Raw genomic sequence first — 14,042 nt, forward strand, 5'->3', positions numbered from 1 at the left:
TGATTACCTTTGTGGTATTTTTCACACAAGACAAGTGTAAACCGAGTCATGTGCATAAATCAACAATAAGACAAAATTTGTTATTATATTCTCATATTAAGCAACCGGATACATTGATATCAAAGCCTATTGAGCCACACGTTCAATAACAGACCATATTTTCGTGAAAAATTAGACAAATCGTGTTTTTTGGCGTATAATCGAACTTGTTTATACAAGCCATTATTAAGATTAATAAGACTAAGGAGTGTTATTCATGGCCAAAAAAATATTGTGGTCATCGGTGCCGGTTTCGCTGGCGTCTATGCCACAAAGCGTCTTGCCAAGCACTACAAGAAGAATAAAGATATCACAATCACTTTGATTGATCGGCATTCTTACTTTACATATATGACAGAATTACACGAAATCGCTGCGGACCGTGTCGAAGAAGATGCCATCCAATACGACTTACAACGCTTATTCTGCCGGCGTAAGAACGTGAAGCTCGTGACCGATACGGTGACAACAATTGACCGCCAAAACAAGCAGGTCGTTACCGAACACGGTCGCTATGATTACGACTATGTCATGCTTGGGATTGGTTCCGAACCGAATGACTTCGGAACTCCCGGTGTTAAGGAACACGGCTTTACATTGGGTTCTTGGGAAAGCGCTATCCGTTTGAAGGAACACGTTCGCGACGTCATCCGTCGTGGTGCCACTGAACACGATCCCGAAAAGCGGCATGCCCTCTTATCCATTGCTGTTGTCGGTTCCGGCTTTACTGGGACTGAAACTATCGGCGAATTGCGCGACTGGAAGGACGTCTTAGCAAAAGAAAATAAGATTGATCCTGACGAAATCACGCTCAGCTTGATTGAAATGGCACCAACCATCATGAACATGTTGGATCGTAACGATGCCAACAAGGCTGAACGCTACATGATCAAGCGCGGTATCAAGATCATGAAGAGCACCGGTGTTGTCGGTGTTCATGACACGTATGTTGATTTGAAGGACGGTTCTACCTATCCAACAGCAACCTTAATCTGGACTGCTGGTGTGAAGGCAACTGACCAAGCCGCAAACTTTGGCTTGCAACAAGGTCGTGCCGGCCGGATCCTGGTCAACAAGCAGATGGAATCACAAGATGATCCCGATATTTATGTTGTTGGGGATGTTTCCCTGGTCGATGAAGATGGTACTGGTAAGGGCCAACCACAAATCGTTCAAGGTGCCGAAGCCACTGCCAAGGCCGCATTACTCAACATCGAAGCAAAAATTGAAAACAAAGCAGCCGTTGATTTCAAGCCAAACTACTCTGGGTTCATGGTCAGCTTAGGTTCTCGCTACGGTGTTGCCAACCTGATGGGCTGGATGCATCTGTCCGGATTCTTTGCCATGTTGATGAAGCACCTGGTCAACATGCTCTACTTTGTTCAAATCTATTCCGGTTATTATTTGTTCCAATACTTTATGCATGAATTCTTCCGCACCCGTAACAATCGTAACTTGATGCGTGGTCACATTTCACGTCAAGGGAACGTCTTATGGACTATCCCTGCTCGCCTCTTCTTAGGTGCGATGTGGTTAGTCGATTGTTGGGGTAAGATTCAAGGCTCTGGTTCTTGGTTCACTGACAAGTTACGCTTGCCATTCGCTTGGTTACAGACCGCCGCAACAAGTGGTGCTTCTGCAGCCGGTGCTGATGCCACAACTGCTGCCAGTGGTGCCGAGGCAACCAAGGCTGCCACAACAGCTGCCAAGTCAGTGTTCTCACTTTCTTATGAATACGGTCACGATCCATTAGCAGTGTTCAGTCAAATGCCAACATGGATGTACAACATCACCAAGACGTTGATTCCTAACCAAGATGTTGCGCTCTTCATGCAAAAAGCCATGACAATCATGGAAATCCTGATCGGCCTCGCCTTAGTTGCTGGCTTGTTCACTTGGTTATCATCCGCTGCTACCGTTGCCTTTGTTGCCACCTTCTGCTTATCTGGTATGTTCTACTGGGTCAACATCTGGATGATTCCAATGGCCATCGCCTGCATGAACGGTTCTGGGCGTGCATTCGGCCTCGACAAGTGGGTTGTCCCATACTTACAAAAGACATTCGGTAAGTGGCGTTACGGCACACCTAAAGCGTTATATGGTACTGACACAACCAAATAAGGCCATAGGGTAATTCCACCTTGGTCCGTTGTGAGTGACGAGGTTCTGGGGTAAACTTGCTCCAGAACCTTTTTATTGAACGGAGCGATATTGTGCAAACAACAGGACTTAAAAAATACCTCAAAATGATTCGGCCCTTCGACTGGATTATTGTTGGCCTATTGATGATTGGCGCGTTCATTCCCTATGGCGTCTTCGCGTATCACGAGCATCAAGCCAACCAAGGCGAACCTAATCGCGTACTCACGGCTATCGTCAAACATGACGGTAAAGAAATCTATCGACTCAAACTCACCAATCACAAGGGCACCACACGCTACCGTTTCAAGGACGGCGATGAATGGAACGAAATCGTCGCGACCGACGACAAAATTGCGATTACCGAGGCAAATTGTCAGGACCAAGTCTGTGTCCGCAAGGGTGAAATCAGCCACGCCGGTGAATCAATCGTGTGTTTGCCACATAAACTGCTCGTCCAGATTAATGCGAGTTCTGGGAGCCAGGATGGAGGTCTCGTCACAGAATGAGTTCAACACAAAGCCGAACCCGGCAATATATCTATATCGCGTTGCTCTGTGCGCAAGGCGTCATCATCGGGTTACTCGAACGGATGATTCCGTTCCCTTTTGCCTTTGCGCCTGGTGCCAAGCTAGGGCTCGCGAATCTGATCACAATCGTCTCACTATTCACGATGTCAGTCCCCGATAGTTTCTTCTTGATGTTACTGCGACTGCTGCTCACAACTTTGCTGGGTGGCACACTATCGACATTTCTCTACAGTTCTGCCGGTGCTTTTCTCAGTTGGTTAGGCATGCTCCTAATCATGCAACTGGGAGAAAAACGCGTCAGCATGATCGGTATCTCTGCAGCAGGTGGGATTCTACATAACGTCGGTCAATTGGTGGTCGCTAGCGCCATCGCTGGCAGCTGGACCGTCATGCTTTATCTGCCTGTTCTCGCCTTTATGGGCATCTTGTCAGGGATTGCGGTGGGGATTGCCGCTAACTTTCTCTTTGAGCACGTCGATACGCTACAACGACTTCGCTACACCCGATTAAAGGAGTAAACTTATGCAGATTCATCCCATGTGGGCCACCTATCCTGATCTACAGCCGGAGTTACAGGCGACCCTCGAACTGATTCAACAACAGATTAAAACGGACAATCAGCCCGTCAACGCGGCCATTCTCGACTTGATCAATGCAGGAGGCAAGTTGTTACGCCCCGCCTACTGCCTGCTCTTCTCACAGTTTAAGCCAACTGACCGTTCCAAAATGATTGCGCTCGCAGCTGCGATTGAGACGCTACACACGGCGACTTTGATTCATGATGATGTCATCGATCAATCACCGATTCGCCGGGGTGTGACTACGATTCAAACGCAATTTGACCTCCCCACCGCGGTCTATGCCGGGGGATTATCTCTTCGTCGTTTGCTTCCAGTTATTGTCCAATTACGCCAGCTCCCTGCGCAGTGTCCAGCAAGACGGCAAGAGCATGGCCGATATTTTGAATGGCGAACTCGCACAGATGGCCACCCGTTATCACTTGGATATGACAATCGACCAGTATCTCAAACAAGTGAGTGGCAAAACCGGACAATTATTCGCGTTGAGTAGCTTCATCGGCGCCTATGAAAGCGGCCAGTCACTTCGCTTCTCACGCAACAGTGAAAAAATCGGCCTGAACATTGGCATCGCCTTTCAATTGCTCGATGACATTCTGGACTACACGAGTAACACCGATACAATCGGCAAACCCGTCCACAATGACATGCGTCAAGGCGTCTATTCAGCGCCACTGATTTTGGGATGAACCAGGATCCACAGATTAAGGTCCTGCTTCAAAAACAAACAGCCATGACAGACGCTGAGACCGCTGAAGTGGTTGCCCGGGTCCATGCGGCCGGTGGTGTCGACCAAGCCCGTGACATGGCTGCTGAGTACACAAACAAGGCACTCAAAGCCATCGATAAACTGCCAGACATGCCAGCCCGCCAAACGTTGCACCAACTCACGGCGGCACTGCTGAATAGAAATGTGTAGCAGAGCGTGACAAAAGACGGGTGAGAATGAGGATTAACGGGCACCGATTTTAAATCCTGGGTTTAGGATTTGAAGAAGTGCGAGTTAACCGGAATTCTCAGTCTTTGGGAACGCGTTTAAAGTGCGAACTCACACGTTTTGGCTGTGAGCACTAACGGAACAAGCGGTAAATTGCGATTTGTGCAATTGCCGCTTGTTTTTGTTAGGCGGAACAGGCAGTGTGGGTGATCACGTTGAGAGTGTGACAAAAGGCGGTTAAAACATGAGGATTAGCAATATCTTTGACAGAATCCGGTTTGTGGATTCGACAAAGATGCGCTAACCGGAGTGTTTTGCCTTTGGGAGCACGTTTATGTTTCGACAAGCCCTGGTTAGCAATCGAGTACTAACAGGCTTTGCGCCAACAAAATAAGCTATCATCAACCCTCAAACGAGTTTGGTGATAGCTTATTTTTTTCCTGTATGTACTTAGAGCGACTGGCCCAACCACAAGCCAACAATGAGCAGCATCACCCCAGCAATGACACTCGCCAACAGATCAACCATGGCCCGTGCGGTTTGATGATCGCGCAATAGAATCACCAGTTCAGCGTTGAAGGTCGAAAATGTCGTGAAGCCACCGCAGAAGCCAGTCACCAGCGCCAGATGCCAGCCCTGACTCAGACTGAGCCCGGTGAGCAAACCAATGATGAAAGTCCCACTCAAGTTAGTCACGAAGGTCGCCCAAGGAAAGTTAAAGTGATACATTTTGCCAACCTGACTCAAGAGATAACGACCGACAGCACCGGTACCCGCACCTAATGCCACGAGAAGCATATCAATCATCGAAACGCCCCCTCGTCAATCGTTTGGCTAGCAGATAGCCCAGTATCGCCATGGTGAGTCCGCCAACCAAGCTCACGCTCAGATAGGCGACGCCCCACCAAAAATCCTGCTGCAACAGCGTCCATGTCTCTAAGCTGAAAGTCGAAAAAGTGGTGAAGGCACCCACAAAACCTGTGCCGACACCAGTCAATGCCCACGTTGGCAAGGCAAACACAGGTCCCAGCCAATACAGAATCAGCGTCAAAAAGAAACTGCCAATTAGATTAACGGTCAACGTTCCAAAGTAACTGGGCAAGGCCAAACCAATCCCATAACGGGCCAAGCCACCCAACATCCCAAACACAAACACTGCCAATAAGACGCGATAATCAACTTCAAATTGCCGATAACGCATTTGCCTTCCCCCTAACTCAAAAAAGGATGCTCACCCATCGGCGTTCATCCTCTTGTTAACTCACTTCACTTACTGTCATACAGTCATTCATAGAGATAGCGCATCATTTTCTTGCGGATACGTTGCACCACATTGCGCGCCGGCCCCGTCGTTGTCTCCTGGGCTGGATGCAACAACGCATTGAGCGCGGTTTGTTCTGTTGGTGACAAATCCGCAAAGAAATCGGCTAGCTCCGCATTCAGCGTCACCGTCACGGTATCGCCTCGCACTAAGTCCTGCTGAAATGCCTCAAGAATGGGGACATCAGCCAAGACATATTGTTTATCCACCGTCCGCTTCTGTGCAAATTGCTTCCGCAGCAACGAACGAATATGCGAGACCAAGACCATTTTGTAATAGGCACCGAATTGCGAACCCTGACTGCCATCGAAATGCTCGACTGCCTTGAGCATCGCAATCCGAGCTTCCTGTAACCAATCATCGCGCGTATAGTTGCGCAGATGATACGTCTTGATCACTTTGCCAACAAGTGGCATATATTGCTTAAAGAGTTGTTCAAATGCATTGGAATCCTGCGAGGCACGTTGAATGAGCGTTTCAGCACCAATCGTCATGGCAACTCCTTCCGCAGGATAATTGACACGCTTATTGTATGCTGAAGTGCTTACAAAAACTAGCGAACGCAAGTTCTATTTTTTGAAGTCGTCTAGCGCACCAATCTTACTTGTACTTTGGCCGCTTTTCGAGCTTGCGGCGCATCTTTTCAAGCATCAGTAACTGGCTGGTATCCCAAGGCACATTGCGGCGTTCTGCTTGACTGGCAAAAGCCGGCGTGGCCTGATTGAATTCGGCGCGCGCCCGCAAGACTTCTTGCAGAAATTCACGCGATGAGATCCGCAGGGCACCGCGGGAGAAAATCGTCCACTGCTCTGCCTGATCACTGGTGACCACCGTCAACTGATTCAGATGCGTATTCAGCTTTTGTGCCAACTGTTCGATGTAGCTATCGGCAGTCTGATCTTCTTTGGTAAAAATCACATCGAGATCCCACTTGGCAAAGCTCTTGCCCATGCCAGGCACGTACATCGCATCAAAAACCACAATGATTTGGCGATCTTCATAACTGCGATATTCGGCCAGAACATCCAGCAAGCGATCGCGTGCTACATCAAAATGATCTTCGGCCTTTAACTTGGCCAACTCGGGCCAGTTGCCAATCACGTTGTAGCCATCGACAATCATAATCTGATTTTTCATGACTAGTCACCTTGGCGGCTAGTAAAGGCTTGATACATTAATACGCCTGCCGCAACACTGGCATTCAAACTCTGCACGTGACCGACCATTGGAATCGTCATCGTGGCATCCATCAACTTGGCAACCCCTGGTGAAATGCCTTTACCTTCATTACCGATCACTAATGCCGTTGACCCGCTGGCATCCCATGTTCGGTAGTCCTGGCCATCCATAGCCGTTCCGAAGATCCACATCCCACGTTCCTTCAAAATCTTAATGGTTGAAGCCAAGTTCGTGACCCGTGCCACCTTAACGTGTTCAATCGCACCGGTACTGGTTTTCGCCACGGTACTGGTCAAGCCGACTGCGCGGTGCTTTGGAATAATAATTCCATGCACACCCACTGCATCGGCCGTCCGCATGATTGAGCCCAAGTTATGGGGATCTTCTAAGTTATCTAAGATCAGGAAGAATGGTTCTTCGTTCTTTGCCTTAGCGACTTCAAATAAATCATCAATTGTCGCATAGGAATACGGCGCAATGGCGGCCATAATCCCCTGGTGATTGCCATCGTCGCTCAGTAAATCCAAGCGCGACTTTGGCACTTGACTGACAATCAATTTCTTCGACTTGGCCAATTTCACCAAATCATGAATCGCGTCACTGTTCAAATCATTTTGAACAAAGACCTTATTGATGGATTGTTGATCCCCGGTTTTCAGGGTTTCCATCACGGCATGGCGACCAAAGACAAAATCGGTTTGTTCTTCTTCGTTCGCTTCGACACGGCGATTCGCATTGCCGCGATCCGTGTCATTGTTGTCGCCGCGCACTGGGTGTTTACGATCATTTTTGCGTGCTGGACGATTGTTGCGGTCGGGTTTGACCATGACCTGTGCCTCCTTCTTCGACATAATCGATACACCATTGCGCGAGCTGCGCAATGCGTTCTGTTTGTTGTGTGAGTTGTAAGTAACCAAACAGGGCTTCAAACCCCGTTGAAAAGCGATATGTCACCACGTCAGTATTCTTGGCGTGGGTGTAACTCTTGGCATTGCGACCGCGTTGAAAGACATCGATTTCATCTTGCGTCAACAATTCCGCTTCCTGCATACCTTTGATCAAAGCCGCTTGGGCCTTGGCAGAGACATATGCTGTTGCGGCTTTTTGCAATTGGTTTGGCCGAACAATCCCACGATTGAGCAGGTTTTGCCGGATAAACACTTCATACACGGCATCGCCTAAATAGGCCAGTGCAATACCATTGAGTTGATTGGGACTGATCATGCGCGACGCCACCTCGTTCCGTTTGCTGTGTCTTCCAAAATAATACCTTGATTGGCCAATTGATCGCGAATCTGATCACTCATCGCAAAATCCTTGTTGGCGCGGGCTTCGTCACGTTGGCGAATCAAGTCTTCAACATCACTGTCGAGCAATTGTTGCACGTCAAACTGAATGCCAAAAATCTGTAACCACGCTGCCTGCTTGTCCAACATCGCGGTAATCGCATCCGTTTTGACGGTTTCCGCGTTGGCGTATTCGTTCATCAACTTGGTCAGGTCGTATAAGACACTCAAACCATTTTGAACATTGATGTCATCATCCATCTCTGTGACGAATCGGGTTTCCAATTCATCGAGCTGCTGATCAATGGCTGCATCAGCACCCGCAGTCGCTTGACTCAAGCGATAGCTCAAATTATCACGCGCGATTTTGAGCCGATTCAAGTTGTTCTCTGCATCCTTCAGGTTCGCTTCTGAATAACGGATTGGCTTGCGATACTGTGTCGATGCCATGAAGAACCGCAATGTCATGGGATCAACAGTCTTAATGATGTCGTGCACCGTAATGAAGTTACCGAGTGACTTACTCATCTTCTGATCGTCGTCACCAATGGTCACAAAGCCATTGTGCATCCAGTAGTTGGCAAACTTTTGGCCTGTTTTGGCTTCGGACTGTGCAATTTCATTCTCATGATGTGGGAATTCAAGGTCTTGCCCACCGCCATGAATGTCAATCGTATTGCCGAGCAATGTGGTACTCATCACTGAGCATTCGATATGCCAGCCTGGACGGCCCGCGCCCCAAGGTGAATCCCAAGAGATTTCGCCCGGCTTTGCAGCCTTCCAGAGTGCAAAATCAATCGGATCTTCCTTGCGTTGTGTTTCTTCATCATTGATGTGTTGGCTGGCCCCTTGTTCAAGCTCGTCAATATTTTGATGAGACAGTTCACCGTAATCCGGGAACTTACGGGCGCGATAGTAAACATCACCATCGACCGCATACGCGTAACCTTTTGCAATCAGGTCGCTGACAAAGTCCAAGATTTCTGGAATCATCTGGCTGGCGCGTGGATTCACCGTGGCCTTTTGGATGCCGATTGCCTTGGTATCTTCCATGAAAGCGTCAATGAAGCGATCCGCCAGTTCGAGCGGTTCTTCATGATTCTCATTGGCCGCTTTAATGATCTTGTCATCCACATCCGTAAAGTTGGAGACATAGGTCACGTCATAACCACGATATTCAAAATAGCGCCGAATGGTGTCAAAAGCGATGGCACTGCGCGCATTACCGATATGAATGTAGTTGTAGACGGTTGGTCCACAGACATACATATGCACCTCGCCAGGAACGAGTGGCTTAAACGGTTCTTTTTGCCGCGTCAGGGTATTGTAAACTTGTAACATTGCGGTCTTCCTTTCTGAGCGTTCTAAACGTATCATACCGGAATTTCGGCGGTTTATAAAGTATTAGCGACGGAATCTGCGCCAATAAGCGACACTCAATCCCACCAGCATGATGAGCAGAATCACGGCCGGCACATTGAAATGCAGTTGTCCACGAGACAAGGGAACAATGAAGGCCAATAAGAAAATCATGATGATGCCCATAATAATGCGATAACGACCAGTACGCATAGTTTTCTACCTCCTAGAGAGTGGAGAATGCGATAAGTCTCGGGTAACAATCGAGCACTAACGGGCTTTACGCCGCATGGCGGTTTTTGCCATGAGCGGAAAGCAGGTTAGGCGGAGATTGTTGAGACTTAGAGCATGTTTAGAGTGCGAACCCACACGACTTGGCTGTGAGCACTAACGAGACTCACGAAGCAATCGTGGTTTTGACGATTGTCAGGAGGCTGGTTAGGCGGAACAGGCAGTGTGGGTGAGCACGTTTTGAGTGCGATAAGTCTCAGGTAACAATCGAGCCTTCACTTGTGACAAAAGGAGCCGCAACAAAACAATTGTGTTTTGTCACAGCTCCTTCGAAATCATGTTGCGTTATTCGTCATTAAGCCTTGATGGCATCCAAGACAAAGTTGATGTTTGCCAAGGTCTTCTTGCGGCCCATCAATTCGATGGTTTCAGCAAGTTGAGGCCCGTGCATTTGCCGAGTTGCGGCAATCCGAATTGGCATATAGAGCTTGCGGCCCTTGACGCCAGTTTCGGTCTTCACGTCATTCACAATTTGATTGATTGAGTAAGCAGTGAAGTTGTCCAATGCCTTAATCTTGTCAGCGAATGCTTCCAGAACTTGAGGCGCTGATGGATCAGCGAGTTCCTTCAGTTCATCTTCATCCAAATCACCTGGTTCGATGAAGAAGATATCTGCTAACTTAGAAATTTGGGCGGTATAACTCATGTGGTCGGTGTACAGGCTGATCAATTGGCGTGCCCATTCAACGGTCATCGCGTCGGGATCAGCTGGTAACAAGCCATCTTGAACCAAGTTGGCCAAGGACAGGCTCATCAATTCGTTAGGATCAGCCTTCTTCACGTACTGGTTGTTGACCCATTCAAGCTTCTTGTTGTCAAAACGTGCTGGGCTCTTGCTCAGACGTTTTGGATCAAACTGATCAATGAATTCCTTCTTAGAGAAGATTTCACTTTCACCCTTTGGCGACCAGCCCAATAACGTAATGAAGTTAAACATCGCTTCTGGTAAGTACCCCAATTCACGATATTGTTCGATGAATTGAAGCACTGATTCGTCACGCTTGGATAACTTTTTACCGGTATCCCCATTGATAATTAAGGTCATGTGACCAAATGTTGGTGCTTCCCAACCAAAGGCATCATAAACGGCCAATTGCTTAGGTGTGTTTGCGATATGGTCATCACCACGTAAGACGTGACTGATTTGCATCATGTGATCATCCACAACCACGGCAAAGTTATAAGTTGGCATGCCATCGCGCTTCAAGATAACGAAGTCGCCACCAATGGTTTTGGCTTCGATGCTGATGTCGCCCTTAACAATGTCATTCCATTCGTAAACTTTGTCTTCTGGAATGTGGAAACGAATAACAGGTGTCAAGCCCTTGGCCTTTGCGTCCGCAATCTTGGCTGCCTTTTCTTCTTCCGTCATTCCAGCATATTCATATTCGTAGTGAGGCATTTCGCCGCGTTCTTGCTGTGCTTCGCGGTCTGCTTGGAGCTCTTCTTCAGTCTTGTAAGATTCGTAAGCCTTACCTTCGTCCACCAATTGTTGGATGAGTGGTAAGTAGATATCTTTACGTTCAGACTGACGGTATGGGCCGAATTCCCCGGGCTTGTCGGGACCTTCATCCCAATCAATGCCTAACCAGTGCAAGTTATCGATTTGGCTCTTTTCGCCGTCTTCAATATTGCGCTTGGTATCGGTGTCTTCGATCCGCAATACCATAGTACCGTTGTTGTGACGAGCGAACAGATAGTTAAATAAAGCTGTCCGCGCGTTCCCGATGTGTAAATGCCCAGTAGGACTTGGTGCATAGCGCACCCGAATTGGTCGATCTGCCAATGCATTACGCCTCCATTTTCATTAAACAATGCAGTGATAGTGTACCACATTCAGTCCTTGCTTTCACGATTTAATCGCGTTTATCAGCGTTTGTATCAGCAAGTCTTAAGCATTTCGGGTATACTGGTTTCAAAAGCGGCGCGTTCACGCGTCCTGGAGGAGTGATTTGATGCAACAAAATCTTAGTCCTGAAGAAATTACCGCCATCAACAGTGAGGTTCAGACACGTGGCAAATCCATGCTTGTCGCTTACTTATTATTGATTGTCTTATGGGGATTTGGCATTCATCGTTTGTATTTGGATGACAAGCGCGGCGGCTTTACCATGTTGGGTTTGGCAATTGCTGGCTGGGCAACGTCATGGATTCTGATCGGTTTTATTTTTCTCGCAATTGTGTGGGTCTGGAACGTGATCGACCTGTTCACCACTTATGGCAAGGTCAATGCCATCAATAATGCCATTCGCGAAGAGGCCACTGCTCGTATCGTGGCTAATCGCAAACTCGAATACTAAAATCAAAGATAGGCAAAAACAGGAGCCTGTGACATCACCCGTTTGGGTTGTCACAAGCTCCTGTTTTGTTTTTGACCTAGAATACAGAGGTGAAGAACAGAATCGAATCCCATAGGAAGTGGAAAATGTACGAGATCCAAATATTCTTGGTCCGAATGTACATCCCAGTATCAAAAATTCGACCTACGCCAATCACCAGAAGCATCTGCAAGATATGCCAATCATACGCAACGAAATGAATCATACCGAAGAATATCATCGACCCAATAAGTCCCCACCAGATACCTGCATTGCGTGAAGCGTGCATATGCTGCATCACCAAGGCGCTGAGTACCAGGAAGAAGCTGACAGCGAGCAGTTCCTCAATCATCAAATTTAGGATTGAGATAATTTCATTAGTAATGAAATAGGACACGATGCGGGACTCGCCGACACCCTTCATGGCAACCACAGCACCATTGGGAGCCGTTTGACCCTTTAGCAGCAATCCCATGACAGTTGAATAAATCAAGCTCAAAATCGTCATCACGAGCCCAAAGCCCAAATCGCGCCACTTGAGCCGCTTATAGAGCTTAGTCATCGATTCTTTTGCACCGTACCGAAAAAGAGCAACAAACAGTAATAACGGCAGAACCGAAGAAATGAATTGAATCACATACGTCATGGCGACTGGGGTGCTATTTGTCACCCATGTCTGTGGCAGTGCATAGACTAGCGCAATGACAATAATACCGACTAATAGACCTAATAGTCGTGATGCTGAAAGTGGTGCGTCGTCAACCAGTGGCATATTGCCACGATTTTGACGGCGTTCCAAGAAAAATCGTTGTTCTTGCATGAAATCCCCTCCAAACAACAATTATCATGCCTTCTTCACAGCATTTTTGCAATTAAAGTGTCTTGACTAGTCTTTACCTTTCAGTGATTTCTGTTGATGGGCAGGTTTGGCAAAAATCATCCGCCCGGCAGCCGTTTGCAGCGCGCTGGTGACCACAACGTCCAATGGCTTGTTCATGTAGTATTGACCATCTTCAACAACGACCATTGTGCCATCCTCAAGATAAGCGACCCCTTGTTGACGCTCAGTCCCAGACTTGATAACGGTGACACGCATGCCCTCGCCTGGTAACATCTCAGGCTTCAAGGCATTCGCCAGTTCATTGATATTGAAAACAGGCACATTTTGAAATTGACTGACCTTATTCAGGTTAAAGTCATTGGTGACCACAACCCCGTCGAGTAATTTGGCGAGCTTGATCAGCTTACCATCAACTTCCGTCAAGTCTTCAAAGTCACCGTCGTACATCTCGATATTGATATCGGGATCTTCTTGCATCGCGTTCAAGATGTCTAAACCGCGGCGACCTCGACTGCGTTTAACAGAATCGGCGGAATCAGAGATCAGTTGCAGCTCGTGTAAGACAAAATTAGGCACGAGCAGTGTTCCTTCGATGAAGCCGGTCTTGGCAATCGCTTGCACCCGGCCATCGATGATCACGCTGGTATCAAGAATCTTGTATTTGCGGTAATTCTCATCCGCCCGACGTTCCAAGACCTTCTCGGCATTGCCATCTTCTTCACTATTGCGGCGACGAATGGTCAATAATTTGCGCCATTCCTCCCGCCGTGTGGTCCCGACACGAAACCCTAAGTAACCAAAATCAACATCAGAACAATCGGCAAAATCACGTTCAGTCCTGGAATCGGTAAGCTATACAGTGGCAAGGACAAAATCGCCGCTAACACCAATCCGATAATCGTTGAGATACTCCCAAACAGCAGATAACTCGGTGACTGCTTGGTCAAGAAGGTCTCCGCCCGTTTGAGTTGTTTCAGAATCCAGCCTGACGCCATTTCCCCCAAAATCAAAAAGATAATCGCACCAATAATTGCATTAATCAGTGGGGATGTTAACCAGGTATTGTTGAAGCCGATTGCTAACCAGAACGGGGGCATGACAGCCATCCCGACACCGATCCCAATCAAGCCAAAAATTAAACTCACAATTCTTTTTGCATCGTCTTTCCTCCTCTCATGGATCTGATATGTAATGCGGTTGCGACACAACCGCCAGTCATGCCGC

General features: G+C 47.8%; 14 protein-coding genes and 2 pseudogenes. 5 read left to right on the top strand and 11 right to left on the bottom strand.

Translation table 11 applies throughout. The features are described 5' to 3' along the window. Positions 1-252: 252 nt before the first annotated feature. From JCM17471_RS07985 to JCM17471_RS08000, 4 genes and pseudogenes are all read left to right on the top strand, one after another. A complete protein-coding gene (locus tag JCM17471_RS07985) occupies positions 253-2,160 on the top strand; it encodes an NAD(P)/FAD-dependent oxidoreductase (protein ID WP_054777498.1) in 1,908 nt (635 codons plus the stop codon). Between the two features lie 89 nt (positions 2,161-2,249). Beyond that, the gene (locus JCM17471_RS07990) at positions 2,250-2,687 is read left to right on the top strand and encodes a NusG domain II-containing protein (protein ID WP_404820127.1); all 438 of its coding nucleotides are present in this window, start codon (positions 2,250-2,252) and stop codon (positions 2,685-2,687) included. Next, positions 2,684-3,226, top strand: a complete 543-nt coding sequence (locus JCM17471_RS07995) for a Gx transporter family protein (protein WP_054777468.1) — start codon at positions 2,684-2,686, stop codon at positions 3,224-3,226. The genes JCM17471_RS07990 and JCM17471_RS07995 overlap by 4 nt, the downstream gene beginning before the upstream one ends. A 4-nt stretch (positions 3,227-3,230) precedes the next feature. After that, positions 3,231-4,205, top strand: a pseudogene (locus JCM17471_RS08000) (polyprenyl synthetase family protein). A 468-nt stretch (positions 4,206-4,673) separates the two neighbouring features. Here JCM17471_RS08000 and crcB read toward each other — a convergent pair. The 9 genes from crcB to gltX form a co-directional block, all read right to left on the bottom strand. After that, on the bottom strand, positions 4,674-5,030 hold the full coding sequence (gene crcB / locus JCM17471_RS08005) for a fluoride efflux transporter CrcB (RefSeq protein WP_054777469.1): 357 nt from the start codon (positions 5,028-5,030) through the stop codon (positions 4,674-4,676). Then, entirely contained in the window at positions 5,023-5,424 is a 402-nt protein-coding gene (locus tag JCM17471_RS08010; protein ID WP_054777470.1) for a fluoride efflux transporter FluC, read from the bottom strand. Before JCM17471_RS08010 ends, crcB begins: the two co-directional genes overlap by 8 nt. 83 nt (positions 5,425-5,507) lie before the next feature. Further along, positions 5,508-6,038 carry a sigma-70 family RNA polymerase sigma factor gene (locus JCM17471_RS08015; protein WP_054777471.1) on the bottom strand — a complete coding sequence of 177 codons (531 nt, stop codon included), beginning with the start codon at positions 6,036-6,038 and terminating at the stop codon, positions 5,508-5,510. Positions 6,039-6,144: 106 nt separating this feature from the next. Further along, positions 6,145-6,681 carry a YacP-like NYN domain-containing protein gene (locus JCM17471_RS08020; protein ID WP_054777472.1) on the bottom strand — a complete coding sequence of 179 codons (537 nt, stop codon included), beginning with the start codon at positions 6,679-6,681 and terminating at the stop codon, positions 6,145-6,147. 2 nt (positions 6,682-6,683) lie between these two features. Further along, entirely contained in the window at positions 6,684-7,550 is an 867-nt protein-coding gene (gene rlmB / locus JCM17471_RS08025; protein WP_147660984.1) for a 23S rRNA (guanosine(2251)-2'-O)-methyltransferase RlmB, read from the bottom strand. Then, positions 7,507-7,947: a Mini-ribonuclease 3 gene (locus JCM17471_RS08030; protein WP_054777473.1), complete on the bottom strand. Its 441-nt coding sequence runs from the start codon at positions 7,945-7,947 to the stop codon at positions 7,507-7,509. The genes rlmB and JCM17471_RS08030 overlap by 44 nt, the downstream gene beginning before the upstream one ends. After that, complete coding sequence (cysS, locus tag JCM17471_RS08035; RefSeq protein WP_054777474.1) at positions 7,944-9,350, bottom strand: cysteine--tRNA ligase; 1,407 nt, start codon at positions 9,348-9,350, stop codon at positions 7,944-7,946. Before cysS ends, JCM17471_RS08030 begins: the two co-directional genes overlap by 4 nt. Before the next feature lie 63 nt (positions 9,351-9,413). Beyond that, positions 9,414-9,581: a hypothetical protein gene (locus tag JCM17471_RS14075; protein ID WP_156321647.1), complete on the bottom strand. Its 168-nt coding sequence runs from the start codon at positions 9,579-9,581 to the stop codon at positions 9,414-9,416. A gap of 373 nt (positions 9,582-9,954) precedes the next feature. Further along, entirely contained in the window at positions 9,955-11,445 is a 1,491-nt protein-coding gene (gene gltX, locus JCM17471_RS08040) for a glutamate--tRNA ligase (protein ID WP_054777475.1), read from the bottom strand. Between the two features lie 169 nt (positions 11,446-11,614). On the opposite strand from gltX, the gene JCM17471_RS08045 reads away from it, so the two are divergent. Beyond that, entirely contained in the window at positions 11,615-11,959 is a 345-nt protein-coding gene (locus tag JCM17471_RS08045) for a TM2 domain-containing protein (RefSeq protein WP_054777476.1), read from the top strand. Between the two features lie 76 nt (positions 11,960-12,035). Here JCM17471_RS08045 and JCM17471_RS08050 read toward each other — a convergent pair whose 3' ends face one another. Further along, the gene (locus tag JCM17471_RS08050) at positions 12,036-12,797 is read right to left on the bottom strand and encodes a CPBP family intramembrane glutamic endopeptidase (protein ID WP_054777477.1); all 762 of its coding nucleotides are present in this window, start codon (positions 12,795-12,797) and stop codon (positions 12,036-12,038) included. A 66-nt stretch (positions 12,798-12,863) separates the two neighbouring features. Beyond that, a pseudogene (locus JCM17471_RS08055) lies at positions 12,864-13,924 on the bottom strand (PIN/TRAM domain-containing protein). Positions 13,925-14,042: the final 118 nt, after the last annotated feature.

The sequence above is a fragment of the Lacticaseibacillus saniviri JCM 17471 = DSM 24301 genome (assembly GCF_001311785.1).
GTDB classification, from domain to species: domain Bacteria; phylum Bacillota; class Bacilli; order Lactobacillales; family Lactobacillaceae; genus Lacticaseibacillus; species Lacticaseibacillus saniviri.

What these genes read in the sequence shown, in the direction of transcription:
- JCM17471_RS07995 (WP_054777468.1), top strand. Translation starts at nt 2,684, where the DNA reads ATGAGTTCAACACAAAGCCGAACCCGGCAATATATCTATATCGCGTTG.
- JCM17471_RS14075 (WP_156321647.1), bottom strand. Translation starts at nt 9,581, where the DNA reads ATGCGTACTGGTCGTTATCGCATTATTATGGGCATCATCATGATTTTC.
- JCM17471_RS08030 (WP_054777473.1), bottom strand. Translation starts at nt 7,947, where the DNA reads ATGATCAGTCCCAATCAACTCAATGGTATTGCACTGGCCTATTTAGGC.
- JCM17471_RS08020 (WP_054777472.1), bottom strand. Translation starts at nt 6,681, where the DNA reads ATGAAAAATCAGATTATGATTGTCGATGGCTACAACGTGATTGGCAAC.
- JCM17471_RS08010 (WP_054777470.1), bottom strand. Translation starts at nt 5,424, where the DNA reads ATGCGTTATCGGCAATTTGAAGTTGATTATCGCGTCTTATTGGCAGTG.
- cysS (WP_054777474.1), bottom strand. Translation starts at nt 9,350, where the DNA reads ATGTTACAAGTTTACAATACCCTGACGCGGCAAAAAGAACCGTTTAAG.
- crcB (WP_054777469.1), bottom strand. Translation starts at nt 5,030, where the DNA reads ATGATTGATATGCTTCTCGTGGCATTAGGTGCGGGTACCGGTGCTGTC.
- JCM17471_RS08045 (WP_054777476.1), top strand. Translation starts at nt 11,615, where the DNA reads ATGCAACAAAATCTTAGTCCTGAAGAAATTACCGCCATCAACAGTGAG.
- JCM17471_RS08015 (WP_054777471.1), bottom strand. Translation starts at nt 6,038, where the DNA reads ATGACGATTGGTGCTGAAACGCTCATTCAACGTGCCTCGCAGGATTCC.
- rlmB (WP_147660984.1), bottom strand. Translation starts at nt 7,550, where the DNA reads ATGGTCAAACCCGACCGCAACAATCGTCCAGCACGCAAAAATGATCGT.
- JCM17471_RS08050 (WP_054777477.1), bottom strand. Translation starts at nt 12,797, where the DNA reads ATGCAAGAACAACGATTTTTCTTGGAACGCCGTCAAAATCGTGGCAAT.